This window comes from Salegentibacter salarius (genome assembly GCF_900168265.1).
GTDB classification, from domain to species: Bacteria; Bacteroidota; Bacteroidia; order Flavobacteriales; family Flavobacteriaceae; genus Salegentibacter; species Salegentibacter salarius.
On the sequence record NZ_FVZF01000004.1, the window covers coordinates 19,520 to 39,598 of the forward strand.

Annotated in this window: 17 protein-coding genes and 1 riboswitch; of the genes, 1 reads left to right on the forward strand and 16 read right to left on the reverse strand. The window is 38.0% G+C overall.

Features of this window, described 5'->3' with window-relative positions:
• Nucleotides 1-6: 6 nt before the first annotated feature.
• From aroA to B5440_RS03640, 11 genes are all read right to left on the reverse strand, one after another.
• The gene (gene aroA, locus B5440_RS03590; protein WP_070054923.1) at nucleotides 7-1,236 is read right to left on the reverse strand and encodes a 3-phosphoshikimate 1-carboxyvinyltransferase; all 1,230 of its coding nucleotides are present in this window, start codon (nucleotides 1,234-1,236) and stop codon (nucleotides 7-9) included.
• A gap of 12 nt (nucleotides 1,237-1,248) precedes the next feature.
• The gene (locus B5440_RS03595; protein WP_070054922.1) at nucleotides 1,249-1,512 is read right to left on the reverse strand and encodes a hypothetical protein; all 264 of its coding nucleotides are present in this window, start codon (nucleotides 1,510-1,512) and stop codon (nucleotides 1,249-1,251) included.
• Nucleotides 1,512-1,838 (reverse strand): nucleotide pyrophosphohydrolase, encoded by a 327-nt coding sequence (locus B5440_RS03600; RefSeq protein WP_070054921.1) that lies wholly within the window; start codon nucleotides 1,836-1,838, stop codon nucleotides 1,512-1,514. Before B5440_RS03600 ends, B5440_RS03595 begins: the two co-directional genes overlap by 1 nt.
• A gap of 6 nt (nucleotides 1,839-1,844) precedes the next feature.
• Nucleotides 1,845-3,857 carry a DUF3857 domain-containing protein gene (locus tag B5440_RS03605; protein ID WP_079711058.1) on the reverse strand — a complete coding sequence of 671 codons (2,013 nt, stop codon included), beginning with the start codon at nucleotides 3,855-3,857 and terminating at the stop codon, nucleotides 1,845-1,847.
• A gap of 7 nt (nucleotides 3,858-3,864) precedes the next feature.
• A complete protein-coding gene (locus B5440_RS03610) occupies nucleotides 3,865-5,772 on the reverse strand; it encodes a DUF3857 domain-containing protein (RefSeq protein WP_070054919.1) in 1,908 nt (635 codons plus the stop codon).
• A gap of 52 nt (nucleotides 5,773-5,824) precedes the next feature.
• Entirely contained in the window at nucleotides 5,825-6,277 is a 453-nt protein-coding gene (dtd, locus tag B5440_RS03615; protein ID WP_070054918.1) for a D-aminoacyl-tRNA deacylase, read from the reverse strand.
• The gene (gene rsgA, locus B5440_RS03620) at nucleotides 6,274-7,224 is read right to left on the reverse strand and encodes a ribosome small subunit-dependent GTPase A (RefSeq protein WP_070054917.1); all 951 of its coding nucleotides are present in this window, start codon (nucleotides 7,222-7,224) and stop codon (nucleotides 6,274-6,276) included. Before rsgA ends, dtd begins: the two co-directional genes overlap by 4 nt.
• Before the next feature lie 209 nt (nucleotides 7,225-7,433).
• Nucleotides 7,434-8,516, reverse strand: coding sequence for a bifunctional 3-deoxy-7-phosphoheptulonate synthase/chorismate mutase type II (locus B5440_RS03625; RefSeq protein WP_070054916.1), 1,083 nt, complete (start codon nucleotides 8,514-8,516; stop codon nucleotides 7,434-7,436).
• A 23-nt stretch (nucleotides 8,517-8,539) separates the two neighbouring features.
• Complete coding sequence (locus B5440_RS03630) at nucleotides 8,540-9,388, reverse strand: prephenate dehydrogenase (RefSeq protein ID WP_176728218.1); 849 nt, start codon at nucleotides 9,386-9,388, stop codon at nucleotides 8,540-8,542.
• Nucleotides 9,388-10,533, reverse strand: a complete 1,146-nt coding sequence (locus B5440_RS03635; RefSeq protein ID WP_070054914.1) for a pyridoxal phosphate-dependent aminotransferase — start codon at nucleotides 10,531-10,533, stop codon at nucleotides 9,388-9,390. Before B5440_RS03635 ends, B5440_RS03630 begins: the two co-directional genes overlap by 1 nt.
• Nucleotides 10,533-11,357 carry a prephenate dehydratase gene (locus B5440_RS03640; RefSeq protein WP_070054913.1) on the reverse strand — a complete coding sequence of 275 codons (825 nt, stop codon included), beginning with the start codon at nucleotides 11,355-11,357 and terminating at the stop codon, nucleotides 10,533-10,535. The genes B5440_RS03635 and B5440_RS03640 overlap by 1 nt, the downstream gene beginning before the upstream one ends.
• 421 nt (nucleotides 11,358-11,778) lie before the next feature.
• Here B5440_RS03640 and gldA point away from each other — a divergent pair, with 421 nt between their 5' ends.
• Nucleotides 11,779-12,696, forward strand: a complete 918-nt coding sequence (gene gldA, locus B5440_RS03645) for a gliding motility-associated ABC transporter ATP-binding subunit GldA (RefSeq protein ID WP_070054980.1) — start codon at nucleotides 11,779-11,781, stop codon at nucleotides 12,694-12,696.
• A 125-nt stretch (nucleotides 12,697-12,821) separates the two neighbouring features.
• Here the strand turns inward: gldA and B5440_RS03650 are convergent, their stop codons facing one another.
• The 5 genes from B5440_RS03650 to B5440_RS03670 form a co-directional block, all read right to left on the reverse strand.
• Nucleotides 12,822-13,577, reverse strand: coding sequence for a head GIN domain-containing protein (locus tag B5440_RS03650; protein WP_070054912.1), 756 nt, complete (start codon nucleotides 13,575-13,577; stop codon nucleotides 12,822-12,824).
• Complete coding sequence (locus B5440_RS03655) at nucleotides 13,574-14,674, reverse strand: acyloxyacyl hydrolase (protein WP_070054911.1); 1,101 nt, start codon at nucleotides 14,672-14,674, stop codon at nucleotides 13,574-13,576. The genes B5440_RS03650 and B5440_RS03655 overlap by 4 nt, the downstream gene beginning before the upstream one ends.
• A gap of 24 nt (nucleotides 14,675-14,698) precedes the next feature.
• Nucleotides 14,699-15,655 (reverse strand): methylenetetrahydrofolate reductase [NAD(P)H], encoded by a 957-nt coding sequence (metF, locus tag B5440_RS03660; RefSeq protein WP_070054910.1) that lies wholly within the window; start codon nucleotides 15,653-15,655, stop codon nucleotides 14,699-14,701.
• A gap of 92 nt (nucleotides 15,656-15,747) precedes the next feature.
• Nucleotides 15,748-18,870 (reverse strand): vitamin B12 dependent-methionine synthase activation domain-containing protein, encoded by a 3,123-nt coding sequence (locus B5440_RS03665; RefSeq protein WP_176728217.1) that lies wholly within the window; start codon nucleotides 18,868-18,870, stop codon nucleotides 15,748-15,750.
• A gap of 8 nt (nucleotides 18,871-18,878) precedes the next feature.
• A complete protein-coding gene (locus tag B5440_RS03670; protein ID WP_070054908.1) occupies nucleotides 18,879-19,895 on the reverse strand; it encodes a homocysteine S-methyltransferase family protein in 1,017 nt (338 codons plus the stop codon).
• 52 nt (nucleotides 19,896-19,947) lie between these two features.
• A riboswitch (SAM riboswitch) is annotated at nucleotides 19,948-20,058 on the reverse strand.
• Nucleotides 20,059-20,079: the final 21 nt, after the last annotated feature.

Genomic DNA, 20,079 nt, shown 5'->3' on the forward strand with positions numbered 1-20,079 from the left:
ATGCTTTTAAATTGAGGTTTTTTCAACCTCGAAATCGAGTTTTTGAAAATCTTCCCAAAAGCCGGGATAAGATTTTGAAACTACTTCGGCATTTTCAATTTCAAATGGAACTTTTAGCCCTAAAGGAGCAAAAGCCATCGCCATACGATGATCGTTGTAAGTAGCTACCGAAACATTCTTTGAAAAATCTTTTTGTGGAAAAAGTTCCAGGCTATCCTGAGTAACCTCAACTCTACTACCAAATTTTTCAATTTCGGTTTTTAGAGCTACCAGCCTATCGGTTTCCTTGATTTTCAAGGTATGCAAACCGGTTAAATAACAAGATACATTTAAAGCTAAACAGGTTACCGCTATGGTTTGCGCGATATCGGGAGAGTTTTGAAGGTTTTCTTTTATATTTCTTGGTTTACTGCCGGGACGCTTTTCTAAAATAATATAATCGTCTTCAAATTTCGTAGTAACTCCAAATTGCTTATAGATTTCAGCAAGACAGGAATCCCCCTGTAAACTGGATTTCCTATACGTGCTCAATTTAAGTTCAGCAGATTCACTAATTGCAGCCAAACTATAATAATACGAAGCAGAACTCCAGTCTGATTCTACTGCCAAAGTTTGATCTTCTAATTGCTGTACCGGTTCAATTTTAATCGTATTCCCTTCAAAAGTTCCGGTTATACCGGCTCTTTGCAGGATCTCTAAGGTCATCTTAATATAAGGGGTAGAAGTAATCTTACCTTCTAAATTAATTTCGAGTCCGCTGGGTAAGGAAGGCGCAATAAGCATCAGGGCTGAAATGTACTGGCTGCTAATATTGGCTTCCAGGCTTACCGTTTTAGCTTCTAATTTCTTCCCTTTAATTCTAATTGGCGGATAACCTTCGTTCTTTTCGTAAGAAATATCGGCTCCCATTTTTTTAAGCGCATCTACCAGTAATTTAACCGGCCGCTCCGTCATTCTTTTACTTCCGGTTAAAACCACTTCCCTGCCTTCTATAGTAGAAAAATAAGCGGTTAAAAAGCGCATTGCGGTACCAGCGTGATGAATATCTATTAATTCATCTTCACTCTCCAGGGCCTTTTGCAAATAATGTGTATCATCACTATTAGAAAGGTTGCTGATCTTTAAACTAGGATATAAAGCCTGAAGAATCAACAAACGGTTCGATTCGCTTTTAGATCCGGTAATTTTAATATTTCCGGAGAGATGCTTGTTGGTATTTGAGATCTTTAAATTCATTATCTGCCTTTATTAATTTTCAGCATCTTTCTTATTTTTTCCTCTAAATTGTCCGAACGAGATTATAAAACCATAAGCAAAGGCAGCAAGGAACTGGCCTATAAGAAAGCGAAATAACTTACCATCTTCTGTACGTTCGGTAAAATAGGCTTCAAAATGAAATCCGCCGTATTCAAACAGCATACTTACAATGTCATAAACAATAAGGAAGCCTAACCCCAGTAATAAAACCGATTTCCAGAAGGCTTTTTTCGAAATCATTTCTTTGAACTTCATTATTTTAACTTTTGGTTATTATGATGCCTGTCGTGATCTCTTTTTGTTTTTATATCCAGTTTTTTATCAAAAGCTTCCTGAAGATTAACTCCCGTTTGATTGGCAAGGCAAAGCACTACAAACATCACGTCTGCAAGCTCTTCTCCCAAATCTTTTTCTTTATCTGATTCTTTTTCACTTTGCTCCCCATAACGGCGCGCAATAATTCGGGCAACTTCGCCTACTTCTTCGGTAAGTTGCGCCATATTGGTAAGCTCGTTGAAGTACCGAACTCCGTGTTCATTTATCCAGTCGTCTACAGCTTTTTGAGCGTTTTCTATGTTCATTTGTTCCTAAGATTTTGACAAAACTATGGCTTCTGAATGTTTATTTACCATTTCCCCATAGAAATTTTTAAGCCCTTCATAGTCCAGGGAAGTGTAAACCATATTATTCATATCTAAAGAAGATTCTATCCTTAGAAATCGTCCATTTAAACTCACTACAAATTTAAAAACTCCTTCTCCATTTTTAAGATTCACTATAGCACTTTCAGGCAAAGATTCTACTTCATAACCCTCTGGAATTAGAAGGTTTATTGTTTTACTATCGCTAGATGGAAAGTCAAAAAATATTGGGTAACTACGCTCTTCACCTTTAAAAGGATTTTCGTTAAGCCCGGCGAAAACCATAGGTTTAAAATAGATTTTTTCATTTATAACCTCCATCGCATCCCTGAGCTCAAAATTATAGCTTTGTTTTATGTTTTCTCCAATGGCTTTTTCGTTGGAAATAGCCACATCAGAAATAACTATATTTCCTTTATTTTTTTCTAAAACCTGAACGTAATCCTCATTGGCCAACCCTACATAATTATCCCTAAATTTTTTAGCGTGCAACCCGTTGATATTTCTTACCGATTTTCCTTTTAAAACCATTTCCTCATCAAACTGCATATTCAACATCGTGGTATTTTGAGATTTCACGGTAGGCATTAAATTCACCCAATCTGAGGAGCCATCTTCTCTTATAATCCTGCCCTGCCAGTTCATAGCTCTCTCCGGAAGTTCACCTATCGCCACGTTTTTATCAGTTGCATCCATTAAAATTATCTCGCCCTGGTCTTCAATAGCGGCCACTACGTAATTAAAACCATTTCGGGTTGGATAAATTGGAATCCCGTGTGCTTTAGTGCTCACCAGTACAGGATTGGCATCAAAACCGGCATATCGCAACATGCTTACAAGTAATAGGTTTATATCACCTGTATTTCCTTTTCCATATTTATAAGCAGTTTTTATCCCATTTTCGGCCTGAAATCCTATAAAATCATTCCAGGTAGTTTTATTCTTTACATACGTAAAAATTTTCGCTAGTTTTCCCGGGCGGTCTTTGGTTTCAGCAAGTAGTTGATCCAGATCTGTATCAAAAAAATTGGTTCTATTTACTTCTTGTTTTAGACCTGCATCATTATAAATACTTTTTGCCACACCTTCCCAGGTACGGGAATAATTTTCTATTGGAGAATCTGGGAATTTGGTGTACTGCAATTCCCAACGCAAATAGGCCGCGTAATTTTGCAGGTAATCTACATAAATTTCCTTTTTTAAAGGTGGAATATTATCTCTCTTAAAACCGTAAACATCTAGCATATAATCTATACTCTCCTGGCTATAATCTGTCTTGACTATTCGCTGGCCACTTCTTGTTTTCTGGGTATAATTATAAGTGAAACTTTCTCTTTTTTTATCAATTGGGAAAACTATAGGTGACTTAGGATTATAATGCATTCTGAAACCAAAAAATTCAGGAATTTTAACCTGGGCTTCCAGCCTATTTACCGGGATTTCAAACTGTAATGGCACATCGTCTATAGAGGTAACAAATGGCGATCTAATAGTATAGGTATATTCTATAACACTACCCTCGCTTACCGCCGGCATAGTGAACTTGGTTTTTAAGGAATACTTACTGGCTTCCTCTTTAAAAATGCCATTTTTTCTAAGCTTTTCGTCAACTAGCTTTCCATCAACCATATTATAGGTATACCCCTTAATACTACCAATATCTTCAGTTTCTGTTCCGTTTTGATATGCGCTTATGGTTTTAGTGGCCCAGTCAAAACCTTCCTTATTATATATTTTTATGCGTTCGTGAACTTCGGTAATTAGCCTTAAACCCGAATTTCTTTGAATATCGTAATAAACCCGGTGTTCTCTGAATAATATTGCCGCATTGGCTTCTTTAAACTCGGGATGCTCTTTTTCAAGCACTTCTTCCTCGGAAACTTTCCCGAATTTGTAATCCTGTGCCTGAAGCAAACACACTGAAAATAAACTGATGATAAAAAAATAAAAATGTTTCATAATAAGATTAATTACTGACTAATACTGCTTTTTGATTGGTATAAGATTTTATTTGATTCATAAACTCGCGATAAGCGATATAGGCTGAATTTTCCCAGTTTCCTTCGTTTAAAACCAAAAGTCGTTCTACTTTAAGCTCGGTTTCGTCGATACCGGCAATACTGGTTTTAAGGATTAATTTCCCAAACTCATTTTCGATAGTCACCGGTTCAGGGATAGATTCAATTTTATAACCTGCCGGTAATTTAAATTGGAAATAATCTTTATAAGTTTCTCCTCTTTCAATCACTAACGGAAGTTTTCTGGACTCATTTCTTGGTAAACTGAAGGTTTTTGCCTGTAGAAAATTAACGGGTAACAACAATCGATTCCCCGCCTTTGAAGCTAACTTGGTTCCTTTCACCTCTAATTTTTCAGTAAAGACAATGGAATCCCTGTTATTTTCAAAAGCAATTTTGCTAAATTCCAGTTCTTTTAAATGCCCCCAATTTTCCCGGTAGTATATTTTCTGGTGATCCTTTTTTTGATTCTTAATTCCATATATATTACCATATGGAATACCGGAATTCTTACGAGTGATCCTGGCTGAAAAGCCTCCCGACTCATCTAACTGAATTTCAACATTACTTTCCCTAAGATTCAACGCGGTAGCATAATTTGGAGTACTTATTATTTCTCCCCCTTCCGGAGTGATTTTCAAGACTTTTCTATCATCGGTAAAGTCACCTAAATAATTGAAGGGGTTGGATTGACTGGCACACTCAAGCCACACATCTTCTTCTGCCAATGGCAAATTGAGAATTACGTGGTTACCCTGCATAGAAGCAAATTCAGGATCAATATTAGTTTTATCACCACCGTAAACCACCGTGTAATAAGAAGGGATATTTTGAGATTCCAGGAGAGCTTTGGTGTAATTGGTTAAAGCTTTACAATCACCATAACCTAGCGCATCAACATCTTTGGCAAGCATTGGTTCCCAACCGCCAATTCCCAGCTGTACACTTATATAACGCGTGTTTTCCTGAACGTAATTATAAACTATTTCAGCCTTCTCCCGGTCTGATTTCGCATTTTCCGTAAGTTCATTTAGCTTTAAAATGGTTTCCTGTGGAAGTTCAGTTTTTTCCTTTAGCAAAAAGTCATATTGCCATTTTCCTAATTCCTTCCAATTAGCAGCCTTGCCCTCTACTCCAACCAATGCGAATTCATTCAGCGCAACTAACACCTGGGGAGTATATGTCGAAAGATCCGGACTTAAAACTTCATTTTCAACTGCACTGATATTTTCTGCTTTATAATATAAACCTGAAGTTGTATTGTTCTTTTCTAGCGCTAAGTCTTCCAAATTTCTTTCCTCAAACCTAAATGGAATAGCCTTTGGATTTACAAGTTTATACGAAGATTGTTCAACGCTAAGATTATAATTTCCCAGCGGTTTCCAGGGTTGAATAAAAATAGTAGAATTAGTTTCTACCTCACTTTCATAAGCAATGGTAATAGGATAATCTTTAATGGTATAATTTAAATAACTAAGTCGGTTGTCACTGTAAAGCGTATTGGAACCTACCAGACTACGATCATCAAATTCACGCTCCTTAATTTTTTCTATCTCTTCCCCCATGCTATTATAAACAATAGCTTCCTGGGATTTTATTTTGCTGTTCTCATCATAGAAATCGTAAGCCTGCACGTGTTGTTCTCCATGTTCATTGAGAACGGTCACCACTCGCTTTGTTTTTACTCTCATCTTATCCAGAGCAAGAATTGAGATCTCTACAGATTGATTGCGTAATACGGCGTTTGCGTTGGAAAGTAAGTTAGGATCAATTGAAAAAGCAGCATAATCCTGACTAAAAATTGGGGAGGTACCTATTTGAAAAAATAAAAATAGGGCTAATAAAATCTTGCGCATTTATCTAAAGAGATGAAGTTTAGATTTGCAAGATATAAATTTTTAACTAATTTTAACTTTTATCTTTAGAATCCATTAAGATTGTTACCGGGCCATCATTAATCAGTTCCACTTTCATATCGGCACCAAATTTCCCGCTTCCAACTGGTTTCCCTAGAGCTTCCTCTAATTTTTCTAAAAATTTTTCATAAAGCGGAACCGCAACATCGGGTTTTGCTGCTTTTATAAAACTTGGGCGGTTTCCCTTTTTAGTAGAAGCGTGCAAAGTAAACTGACTCACCACAATAGCATCACCATCTACATCTAGTAAAGATAAATTCATGGCATCATTTTCATCATTAAAAATGCGCATTTTCACGATCTTATTACAAAGCCAGTCTATATCTTCCTGACCATCTTCGGCTTCAATTCCCAGTAAAATTAAAAGCCCGTGCTGCATCACTGCATTAATTTCGTGATGCACTTGCACCGAAGCTTTAGAAACCCGCTGTAATACTACTCTCATTTTTTTGGATAAATATCTGTTCTGTAATTATCTTCTTCCCCTTCCAAAATCTGCAAATAACTTTTATAACGGCTCCAGGCGATCTCGCCTTCTTCCAGGGCGTCTTTTACAGCACATTTTGGTTCCTCCAGGTGTAAACAATTGTGAAATTTACAATCCTGTTTTAATTCAAAGAATTCAGGAAAATAATCACCCAATTCTTCACGTTCAATTTCTACCACTCCAAAACCTTTAATTCCCGGGGTGTCAATAATTCTTGCATCAAAACTAAGATCAAACATTTCTGCAAAAGTAGTAGTGTGTTGCCCTTGTTTATGCTGTTCAGAAATCTGGGAAGTTTTCAAGTTTAAACCGGGTTCTATGGCATTGATCAAGGTAGATTTTCCCGTACCGCTATGGCCGGCAAACATACTGGTTTTACCCAGCATCATTTCCTTAACCTTATCCACATTTTTACCGGTAGTTGCTGAAATTCCTATACATTCATAACCTGCATTTCTATACATGGCCGCCAGATATTTCACCTCCACCAATTCGTCTTCATTATAGCTATCAACTTTATTGAAAAGCAAAACCGCCTTTACGTGGTAAGCTTCAGCTGTAACCAGAAACCGGTCTATAAAAGTAGTAAGCGTAGGCGGATTATTAAGTGTAACCAGTAAAAAAACCTGGTCTATATTGGACGCAATTATATGGGTTTGCTTAGAAAGATTAACCGATTTTCGAATAATATAATTTTCGCGTTTATCAATTTTCTTGATCACTCCTTGCTCTGCACCTTCCTTATCTTCAATATCAAATTCTACGCGGTCACCCACAGCTACAGGATTGGTGCTTTTAATACCTTTAATCCTGAATTTCCCTTTAATTCGGCAATCATAAAACGTTCCCGCTTCACTTTTCACCTGGTACCAGCTTCCGGTAGATTTATAAACGGTTCCTTTCATTCACATTATGGTTTTTTAAGTGGCTGTTTGAAAGATTTAATCCTCGTCAAGCTGAACTTGTTTCAGCTTCTAACTTGATAACATATTAGATCCTGAAATAAATTCAGGATGACGCCTATAAGTTAACCTCCAAACAACCACTTTGCTAAAATAGCAAATGCAACATTCACTACTTGCCTTTAAACCAAAAATCATGGAAAACAAGATTTTTAAGCTTTCATTATTTTCTCCTGGTGGTTAATGGATTCCTGGTGAACCGCTTTAAATAAACGCAGAATAAATTCTTCGCTTAATCCATGTTGCTCTCCTTCCAATACCATATTTCCAAGAATTTCGTTCCATCTTTTAGTTTGTAAAACCGAAACGTTCTGTGCCTTTTTCACCTGGCCAATTTCATCAGAAATTTTCATTCTTTTTGAAAGCAGCTCGATAAGTTGATTATCGGCTACATCAATTTTAGCTCTTAAAGTGCTTAATTTATTCTGAAATTCTTCACTTTCTGAAACCTCTTTTCTAATCTTCAAATCTTTCATAATCTGAACAAGTGTTGCGGGGGTGATTTGCTGTGCAGCGTCACTCCAGGCATCATCGGGAGTATGGTGGGTCTCAACCATTAGTCCGTCGTAATTAAGGTCTAAAGCGGTTTGGCAAAGATCAAAAATTATATCTCTACGCCCTGCGATATGCGAAGGATCTAAAATTAGCGGAAGATCTGGGTATTTATTCTGAAGCTCAATAGCGATCTGCCATTCAGGATTATTTCTGTATTTCGTTTTTTCGTAAGCTGAAAATCCACGGTGAATTACTCCTAAATTTTTGATATCGGCAGTATGAAATCTTTCTACCGCACCTAACCAAAGTGAAAGATCCGGGTTTACCGGGTTTTTAACCAAAACGGTTTTATCGGTTCCTTTAAGTGCATCAGCGATATCCTGAACAATAAACGGCGAAACCGTTGTTCTGGCGCCAATCCACAGAATATCAACATCGTTTTCCAAAGCAAGGTCTACGTGGTGTGCATTTGCAACTTCGGTAGTGGTTAGCATTCCGGTTTCTTCTTTGGCTTTTTTCAACCATTTTAAACCTAGCGCTCCAACTCCTTCAAAATTTCCCGGTCTGGTTCTGGGTTTCCAAATTCCGGCACGTAAAACCGTGGCGTCGGTATCTTTTAATTGGTGAGCGATCTTTAAAACCTGTTCTTCGGTTTCAGCGCTACAAGGCCCAGCGATTACTAGCGGATGGTCTAATCCGAAATCGTCGAGCCACTTTCTTTGTTCTTTGTTGTTTTCCATAATTTAAAATTTAATCCTGATTTTTAATTTATTCCGTTTAGAATTGATTTAATATGATTGGTACGTTGCATTTCATTATAAACTTCCTGGAAATCATCATTTTCCAGCAAGTCTTTAAAATGCGTAAGATTATTGATATATTCAGTTAAAGTCTCCAGCACATTCTCTTTATTTTCCTTGAAAATTGGCGACCACATTGCCGGAGAACTTTTGGCAAGTCTCACCGTAGAAGCAAATCCACTGCCTGCCAAATCAAAAATATCGCGCTCGTTGCGTTCTTTTTCCAAAACCGTTTTTCCAAGCATAAATGAACTTATATGCGATAAATGCGAAACATAAGCGATATGCCTGTCGTGCGAAACCGGATCCATATATCGAATTCGCATTCCCAGTTTCTGAAAAATATCCAGCGCTCTTTCCTGAAGTTTAAAAGCTGTTTTTTCAACTTCACAAATTATATTTGTTTTATTCCTATATAGATTAGGAATTGCTGCTTCAGGGCCGGAAAATTCGGTTCCTGCAATAGGATGAGCCGCTAAAAAATTCCTCCTGTTTTGATGATTTGCAATTTCTTTACAAAGCCCCGATTTAGTAGAACCGGCATCAAAAACCAGGGTATTTTCACCTGCCAAATCTAAAACTTCAACCACTACTTTGTTAGCAACATCTACCGGAACAGCCACCAAAACAACATCGGCATGTTGAACATCTTCCATTTTCGAAAAATGATCTATAATTCCCAGTTCCTTTGCTTTTTTTAAATTCTTTTCATCGGCATCAATTCCATAGATTTCTCCTTCGGGAAAAGCCGATTTAATATCCAGCGCAAAAGAACCGCCTATAAGTCCTATTCCTATTATTTGAACTTTCATTATACTATCCTTTTAATTGCCTGGTTTATATTTTCTTCGGTCGCGCAAAGTGAAAATCGAATATATCCTTCGCCATTACTTCCAAAAATAAAACCCGGAGCGGTAAAAATGTGGTATTTATTTAGCAGAAAATCTACAAAAGCTTCTGCGTTTGTTCCCTTTGGAACCTTTGCCCAAACAAACATTCCGGTTTGATCTTTTTCGGGTTCGCATTGCAAAGCTTCAGCCAATTTCAATACTTTTTCTTTTCTGCTTTGATAAATCTCATTTTGGGCAGAAAACCAATCTCCGTTTAAACGCAATGCCGCTGCAGCACCAGCCTGAAGCGGATAAAACATTCCGCTATCCATATTGGTTTTTACTTTTAAAACTGTGTTTAGGTTTTTCTCGCTTCCGCAGAGCATTCCTATTCTCCAGCCGGCCATATTAAAGCTTTTGCTTAAAGAATTCAGTTCTAAAACCACATCTTTGGCGCCCTCCGCTTTTAAAATACTTTTTGGATTGTCGTTCAGGATAAAACTGTACGGATTATCGTTTACAACGAGGATATTGTTTTCCTTTCCAAACTTTACCAAATCGGCAAAAAGCTTTTCATTCGCTGAAGCTCCGGTTGGCATATGCGGATAATTAACCCACATTAACTTCACCTTGCTTAAATCTTTTTTAGCCAGCTCTTCCAAATTCGGAAGCCAGTTCCCTTCAGCATTTAAGTCGTAGAAAACAGCCTTCGCTCCTACAAGTTCGGTAACTGAAGAATAGGTTGGATAACCGGGATTTGGAATAAGCACCTCATCACCTTCGTTTAAAAAGGCCATTGAAATATGCGTAATTCCTTCTTTGCTACCCATTAGCGGCAGGATTTCTGTTTCGGCATCAAGAGAAACCTGGTAATGATTTTGATAAAATTCAGCAATCGCATTTCTAAAATCTGGCGTGCCTTTATATGGCTGATATTGGTGTGCCCCGGGATTTACCAAAGCTTCGTTTAAAGCCGAAATTACCTGCTGCGGTGGCGCCAAATCTGGGCTACCAATTCCAAGATTAATAATATCTTTCCCGGCAGCTGCCATTGCACGCACTTCCCTTAACTTTGAAGAAAAGTAGTACTCTTTTACATTATCCAACCTGTTGGCCTGCTCTATCATTACAAACTGTTTTTGTAGGTTCCTAAAATTGTTAATCGCTCGGTCATTACTTCCAGAATATCCATCGCTTTCTGGAATTCCGAATAATTTTCAAAGATCACATCGATAAAAAATGAATATTTCCACGGAAATTCTATAATGGGCATACTCTGTATTTTCGTCATATCAAGATTGAAATCCCTTAAGATATTCAATACCGAAACAAGGCTGCCACGTTTACTTTCCAGTTCAAACTTTAAAGAAGCTTTATCTATTTTATCGCCGTTTGGCTCTTTCTTTTTAGTGCTAATAATCAAAAAACGAGTCGCGTTGCTTTTCTTGGTATGAATACTTTCTGCAAGAATTTCCAATCCGAATAATTGGGCTGCTGCTTTACTGGCTACCGCCGCAACTTTTGTACTACCCTTTTCTGAAATTCTTCGGGCAACTTCGGCCGTATCACTGTCTTCAATTAATTTAATATGCGGATACTTTTTAAAAAATTCCTTGCACTGCAACAACGCCATAGGGTGCGAATAGACTTTTTTAATGTTCTCGATTTTCTGTCCCGGCATCGCCATAAAATTCATATCTATCGGGATATAGTGTTCACCTACCACTTTTAGATTATTTTCATCTATCAAAGCATAATTCGGCAAAATTGAACCGGCGATGGAGTTTTCTATAGCCATCACGCCTTCGTTAGCTTCACCTTTTAAAAGGCTTTTAGTAAGTTCGGCAAAAGACATGCATTCTAAAACCTCAACCTCCTGGTGGTAATATTCTTGGGCCACTAAATGATGAAATGAGCCCTGCACTCCCTGTATTGCAATAATTTTATCCATTAATTTTTGTAATAAATCTCGATTATCGAGTAAAAAAAAAGTCCCGATATTTATCGGGACTTTTTTATATAATTTCTTACTTAATTACATAGCATTCCCGTTCCTATCTCTGAAATAGAAATAAAAAAAGTAAAATGCGTTCCAGCTAATTAAGTGATTCATTGTTTCGTTGTTATGGGGCTAAAGTAGAATATTATTGCCTAAACAAAAACCCTTTTTTAGATTTTTTTAGGCTTTCATAAGCTTTTTATAGACTTGATTTTTTTTCTAAAGAATCATCGAAATATTTATAATAGCTTTTAAAATAAACACTTAGTAATTCCGAAATCTCTAACGAGATGACTTTTCTAAAACCTGATATATCTAATTTCGAACTATTATTTGCGAGTTAAAAATCCTTACTTTTGAAAAAATGCTTGCTATGTCTATTCATGTTGAAGGAATTTCAAAATTTTATGGCGAACAAAAAGCGCTGGATTCTGTTTCTTTTAAGCTGAACAAAGGAGAAATTGTAGGTTTTTTGGGGCCAAACGGCGCCGGAAAATCCACTTTAATGAAAATCCTTACCGGTTATTTAACGGCTTCAGAAGGAAAAGCAGAAGTAAATGGAATTTCCCTTGAAGACGATTTACATAAAATTCAGCAGCAAATTGGATATTTACCGGAACACAATCCATTATATACTGAAATGTACGTTCGGGAATATCTGGAATTTAATTCCAGGATCTATAAGACCGATAAATCACGAATTGAAGAAGTTATTGAACTCACCGGACTAAAGCCTGAAGCCAATAAAAAAATAGAGCAGCTCTCTAAAGGCTATCGCCAACGAGTTGGGTTAGCCACCGCCCTGCTACACGATCCCGAAGTTTTAATTTTGGATGAACCTACCACTGGTTTAGATCCTAATCAATTAGCAGAGATCAGGAACCTAATTAAGAATATTGGAAAGGAAAAATCTGGAAAAACCATATTTCTTTCCACTCATATTATGCAGGAAGTAGAAGCTATTTGCGACCGGGTGATTATTATTAATAAAGGAAAGGTAGTTGCCGATAAGAATTTAAAAGATTTAAGAGAAGAAAATGAACAGGTGATTTTAGTGGAATTCGATTACCGGGTGGAGCAAGTTGCGCTTCAGAAAATACCACATCTTCTTTCTGCTAAAAATGTTGGCGGATTTGCTTATGAACTCACTTTTGACACCAAAAAAGATATGCGTCCCGCAGTATTCGATTTTGCCCACGATAACGGGTTAAAAACTTTACAGCTGAATCAAAAAACAAAGAATTTAGAAAGTTTATTTGCTGAACTCACAGCCCCCCAAAAAGCCCCCTAACCCCCGAAGGGGGAACTCTAAGCGTTGCGTAAAATGCCTAGCCAACTCGACTGAATTTATATTAAAAAATAATATCACCAAAGAATCAGCAACTAAACTCCCCCTTCGGGGGCCAGGGGGGCTAGCTATTCAAAAATAAGTCGGCCGGTGTAGTGTTCTTCAATATCGACCTCTGGTGGACGGTTTTTTGAAATTATATCTCCAAACCCAAAAATATCACCTCTTAAAGACTGCTGCGGATTGATAATTAATTTATTGGTTCCGCGATGTAAAATATCGTAATGCTGAACGATAAAATCTCCGGCTTCAAGCCTGCCGTCGCCATTTGCAAAAAATAGGTTTACATTTTCGGCATTTCCGGTGAGGAAATAATTGGAAATATTATCGTTGGTAATTCTTAAATTTTCAACCTCAAGATCAAGGATAAAATCACCATTGGTATGAATATCGGGATCACGTTCCTGGTTAAAAGACCGCAACCAAAGTTCAGGAAAATTAAGCGTTCCAACACTTTCAATCGCGCTGCCACTGCTATTCTGTAACCAGTTTAAAGTTGGTGTAGTAACATAGATTTTTGTGATCTGGTAATCTCGAAAAAGATTACAGGAATTCTCATTTCTCAGTTCAAGTCGGTTTGCAACTACTTCAGCATAAACAGCTTCTCGAAGATTTTCTCCGGTTTCGATCTTCACTTTATATTCATCTCCCTGTTCAATGAACAATTTCACACGTTCATAAACGATAATTTCCTCAAAAGCTTCAACACTAAATTCTTCAGAAATAATTTCTCCGGAAGTCTTTACACAAGTCGGCACTTCTTCAGAATCACATCCTAAAAAGACAAAAATCAATATCGCTATTCCTAAAACCTGCTTTTTCATAAACGATAGCCAATTGAAAATTCTACAGCTTCAGCATTCGCATAATGAGAGCGAACAGTAAGCGATGCCCAAAGATCTTCCGTGATTTTTCTTTGCAGACCAACCCTATTATAAAGCTGATCTACAAAATGCTCGTAGGGATAATACGCATAATATCCCAGATGCGTGATCACCGATAATTTATTGAAGTTTAGCTGGTGCCCAACAAAAACTCCTACTCGCTTGGAATCTTCATCTCCGGTGGTATTTCCGGAAGGAAAAGCTACCGACTGATAATAAATACGTTCTTCCATAGCTTTGGAAAAGAAAACTTCGGTTCCCGCCTGGAGCGTACTTTTATGATTAAGCACCTTATCGGCATAAGCTGAAAAAGTTAAAAACGGATACTGTTTAGAACCGATAATTCCCATAGTATTTACGCCACTTCGCAACACAAAATTAAAATGAATGGGTTCTGTATATTTTTCTCGTGGGCCTTTCGGAATATAATTAGGGAGGTTTTGATTGTCCAGCACGTAATTTAACCCAAGGTTAAAGGTGATCGTATTTGTACTGGAATTGGGCGATTTAAAATCGGCGTTGGAATAATGAATGAGGGAAAGCCCGGCCTGTAACCCCAAACCTTCAAAAATTTTTTCTTTTTTATAATTTGCCATTAGGTAAGTTGAACTAAGCAAGCGCGAACCGTAGGCATTATTCTTATAATTATCATCTGGATTATATGGATTGGAAGTATACACCAGCCCCTGCCCTATTCTAAACATTAAATTTCTTTTGAAAAGGTAGAAATTCATATGCGCATAGAGGCCGTAATTCTCACCTAAACTGGGATTTTTCATATCCTGGTAGGTAAAAGAAGCGCCAACATCGGGATAATTATAGCGCTTTTCCCAATCTTCAAATCCGAAACTTTTTTTATTAAAACCAAGAATTAACCCAGTTGGATGCCCGGTAATTAAATGGGCAATATCAGGATTATGTTCGGCGATGGTTCCGTAGAAATAACTGGCATCAAAAGAATAATAGTTCTTCCCGAACTCCTGGGCAGAACTATTAAAAATGCTGAAAAGAAAAATAAGGGCGGTAATTTTCTTCATTACCGGCAAATGTAGCCTAATATTTTAAAAAACCGCTTTCGCAATTTTTTGAATATTGGTACTTTTTCCCATTGAATAATAATGTAAAACCGGAACACCCGCTTTTACCAATTCTTTACTCTGCTGAATTCCCCACTCTATACCAACCTGCCGAACTTCCTTGTTATCCTTGCATTTTTCAACTTCGCTGATAAGATCTTCGGGCATATCAACGTGAAATCTATGCGGAATTATACTCAGTTGCCTTTTTGTAGCCAAAGGTTTCAATCCTGGAATTATAGGAACGGTAATACCGCTTTCGCGACACTTATCTACAAATTCAAAATATTTACTGTTATCAAAAAACATTTGAGTCACCACATATTCAGCGCCAGCTTCAATTTTCTCTTTCAGCCTACAAATATCCTTGTCCAGACTTGGGGCTTCCATATGTTTTTCGGGGTAACCGGCCACGCCAACACAAAAGTTGGTATTATGACCTTTTTCAATCACCTCGTCCTGGTAATTCCCTTTATTCATTTCCATAATTTGTTCCACCAGGTCTTTGGCAAATTTATTGCCCTTGGGTTCCGGGGTAAAATAGGTTTCACTCTTAATGGCATCACCTCGCAAGGCTACTACATTTTGAATTCCCAGGAAATCAAGATCAATGAGGAAATTCTCGGTGTCTTCTTTGCTAAAACCTCCGCATAGAATATGAGGCACGGCATCTACACCATATTTACTCTGTATAGCTGCACAAATCCCAACTGTCCCGGGACGTTTTCTTACAATTCTCTTTTCCAGCAATCCGTTTTCCTTTTCATTAAAAACGTGCTCTTCCCGATGATAAGTTACATCTATAAATGGCGGTTTAAATTCCATTAAAGGATCTATTCCGTCATAAATTGATTGAATATTTTGCCCTTTTAATGGTGGCAAAATTTCAAAAGAGAATAAAGATCTTCCTTTAGCTTTTTCTATATGTTCGGTAATTTTCATTCTTTTTAATTCACTTAAGTGTTTAAAATCTAAAGTTTACAAGTTTTAAAACCATCCAATTCCTCCCCATTGGGGAGGCCAGGTGGGGCTTTTTAATCTGCAATATTTGGGTTAAGCCATTTTTCGGCTTTTTTCAGCGGAATTCCTTTTCTTTCAGCAAAATCTTTCACCTGGTCATCTTTAATCTTTCCCAGGCCAAAATAACGAGCTTCGGGATTAGCAAAATAATATCCACTAACACTGGCTGCCGGCCACATCGCTAAACTTTCGGTAAGTTCAACTCCAATTCGTTCTTTAACCTTTAAAATTTCCCAAATACTTAGTTTCTCTAAATGATCTGGGCAGGCGGGATAGCCCGGGGCCGGACGAATTCCCTTATAAGTTTCCTTAATCAATTCTTCGTTGCTTAAATTCTCTTCGGGCGCATAGCCCCAGTCTTCCCGTCTTATCTTTTTATGTAAATATTCCGCAAAAGCTTCTGCAAGGCGATCTGCCAGGGCTTTGATCATTATTGAATTATAATCGTCGAAATCTTCCTCAAATTTTTTCGCCAGTTCTGCGGTACCAAATCCTGTAGTGACGCAAAAACAACCTATATAATCCTGGATTCCGCTTTCCTTTGGCGCAATAAAGTCGGAAAGTGCAAAATTTGGTTTTCCACCGTGTTTTTTTAATTGCTGCCGAAGTGTTCTGAAAAGGATAGTTTTTCCTTCAGAATCTTCTTCATAAGCAACTTCAATATCATCATCATTAACCGTATTCGCCGGAAACAATCCGTAGACCGCTTTTGCTTTCAGTAATTTCTCATCAAGGATTCTTTTCAGCAAAACTTTGGCATCTTCAAATAATGAAGTTGCCTGTTCACCAACTACTTTATCCTCTAAAATATCCGGATAACGCCCGTGGAGATCCCAGCTTCTAAAAAACGGACTCCAGTCTATAAAAGCTTCCAGTTCTTTTAAATCGAAATCATCTATTTGCTGAATTCCGGGTTTATTAGGCTTGGTAATTTGAGTGTTGTTCCAATCTATACTATACTTATTTTTTCGGGCTTCGTCTATAGGTAAAAAAGATTTCACCTTACTTCTTTTCTTAAAATTAAGCCTGAATTTATCATATTCAGCCTTAAGATCGCTCATATATTTTTGACGCGTATTCTCTTTTAAAAGGTCTCCAATTACCGTAACTGCACGGGAAGCATCGTTTACGTGGGCTACCGCATTTTTATATTGCGGATCTATTTTAACCGCTGTATGCGCTTTTGAAGTAGTGGCGCCACCAATAAGTAAAGGCACGTTAAAATTCTGGCGTTCCATTTCCTTAGCTAAAAAAACCATTTCGTCTAAAGAAGGAGTTATTAATCCGCTTAAACCAATGGCATCTACGCCTTCTGCTTTTGCAGTTTCTATAATTTTTTCCGGAGGCACCATTACGCCAAGGTCAATAATTTCGTAATTATTACAGCCCAAAACCACACTCACAATATTCTTCCCAATATCGTGAACATCTCCTTTAACGGTTGCCATAAGGACTTTTCCAGCCCCCCCCGCCCCCGATGGGGGAGCCTTTTTAAGTGTACGCAAAATTTTATCCTGTACCTGATCTAAATTGCCAAGCACTTCTTCATTGGTAAACCTAATCACACGGAATTCGTGTTCTTTTAACCAGGCTGTCCTCTCCTTATCACTTTTTTTATTTTCAGGTAATTGATGAATTAAACCATCAACTTCTATTACAAGTTTCTTTTTAAGACAAACAAAATCGGCTATATAGCTTCCAATAATATGCTGTCTTCTAAACTTAAAGCCTTCAAGTTGCTTATTTTTTAATGATTCCCAGAGAACAGTTTCAGCTTCAGTTGGCTGATTATATCGGTTCTTTTTAGCAAATTCTTTCATTATACCGTAGAGTGCCGGTTCAGCCGTCTGCCAGTAGCGCTCCCCCTTTGGGGGTTGGGGGGCTTCTTTTGCCTCTTCAATATATGGAAGCAGGTAGGCCACTGCTTTTTTCATTACCCTGGCCGATTTTACTACTTGCGGAAGAAACATTTTTCCGCTTCCAAAAAGATCGCCAACCACGTTCATTCCAATCATTAAATGACCTTCAATTACCTCAATAGGTTTTTCGGCTTCCTGGCGGGCCTGTTCTATATCCTCTAGAATATAAGCGTCTATTCCTTTCACCAAAGCGTGAGTAATCCTATCCTGAAGCGCGTTCTCACGCCAGGAAAGATCTACTTTGCTCTCCTTTTTAGAACCCACTACGGTTTCAGCAAATTCAAGTAAACGCTCGGTAGCGTCTTCTCTTCTATCAAGAATTACATCTTCTACGTGTTCTAAAAGGTCTTTCGGAATATTATCATAAACTTCCAGAAGCGCCGGATTTACGATCCCGATATTCATTCCCGCTTTAATCGCATGATACAAAAACACCGAATGCATGGCTTCCCGCACCGGATTATTTCCGCGAAAAGAAAATGAAACATTGCTCACACCACCACTAATACTACAATGCGCTAGGTTTTCTTTTACCCAACGTGTTCCTTCAATAAAATCTATCGCATTTCTTTTATGCTCGTCCATCCCGGTTCCTACAGGAAAAATATTCAGGTCAAAAATGATGTCTTCCGGTGGTAATTTTACTTTATTAACTAAAATATTATAAGAACGCTCTGCAATTTCAATTCGGCGGTCATAATTATCGGCCTGCCCAACTTCATCAAAAGCCATCACAATTACCGCAGCCCCGTAGCGTTTTATTTTCTTAGCGTGATCTATAAATTCTTCTTCGCCTTCTTTAAGGCTTATAGAATTCACCACGCATTTTCCCTGCACCACCTGTAAACCGGCTTCAATAATTTCCCATTTAGAACTATCTATCATAATAGGCACACGGGCAATATCGGGTTCAGCTACAATAAGGTTAAGGAATTTTACCATTGCCTCTTTCCCTTCAATAAGACCATCGTCCATATTGATATCGATAATCTGTGCGCCACCGTCTACCTGGTCCCTGGCGACTTCCAAAGCTTCTTCAAAATTCTCCTCTTTAATTAAGCGCAGGAATTTTTTAGAACCCGCAACATTGGTACGTTCCCCAACATTCACAAAATTGCTTTCGGGAGTAATTATAAGCGGTTCAAGGCCTGATAATTTTAACGGCCTGACTATTTTTTCTACTTCAGTAGATTTTTCCTGACCTTTTTCTTTATTCATCGTTTCTATCATAAAGCAGTCGAAAACTCAGGTTTTACAATTTTTCTTGGGTCATATTCTTTAGCGATTTCAGCTATAGCTTTTATATGCTCGGGGGTGGTACCACAGCAGCCACCTAAAATATTCACCAGTCCTTTTTCTAAATATTCCCTGATCTGCGCTGCCATTTCTTCAGCATCCTGGTCGTATTCCCCAAAGGCATTTGGTAAGCCTGCGTTGGGATAAGCAGAAACCCCGGAACTGGCAAAACGGTTTAGAACTTCAAGGTGCGGAGTTAATTGTTTGGCGCCCAATGCACAGTTAAAACCCACACTCAATAAGGGAATATGCGATACTGAAATTAGAAAAGCCTCAGCCGTTTGCCCCGAAAGCGTTCTCCCGGAAGCATCGGTAATCGTTCCGCTTACCATTATAGGAATATCTAGCTGCAATTCTTCCTTAAGTTCATCTATGGCAAAAAGTGCGGCTTTGGCATTTAAAGTGTCAAAAACGGTTTCTACCAGTAGAATATCCACGCCACCTTCTATTAAAGCTTTGGCCTGTTGTTTATAAGCTACGCGTAATTCTTCAAAAGAAATTGCTCTAAAGCCGGGATCGTTCACATCTGGGCTCATACTCGCGGTTTTGTTGGTAGGCCCAATGGCACCGGCTACAAAACGAGGTTTTTCCGGATTTTCTTTAGTTAGAGTTACAGCGACTTCTTTGGCAATCCTGGCCGACTCATAATTGAGTTCGTCTACCAGCTCCTCCATCTTATAATCGGCCATAGCGATTGTGGTTGCAGAAAAGGTATTGGTTTCTACAATATCGGCGCCGACTTCAAAATATTTACGATGAATTGTAGCAATGGCTTCAGGCTGCGTAAGGGACAAAAGATCGTTATTTCCCTGCACGGAAACCGGCCAATCTTTAAAACGATCCCCACGGAAATCTTCTTCAGAGAATTTATATTCCTGAAGCATCGTGCCCATGGCACCGTCTAAAATGAGTATATTTTTTTGAAGTTGTTCTTCTAATTTTGACATATAATTCTATCTAAAATCACTATCAAAAAAAGAAGCGGGAAAGTATTCTTTCTTGTTATCTATCTGCGCCAAAGAAGCGAAGTAGAATGTAGCACCTTCTCCCATTACAGGAGGGTTGCCAAGGCGTCAACGGGTCTATTCCCTCAACCTTTCTTGATAACGATGTTGTAAAACAATGAACTTG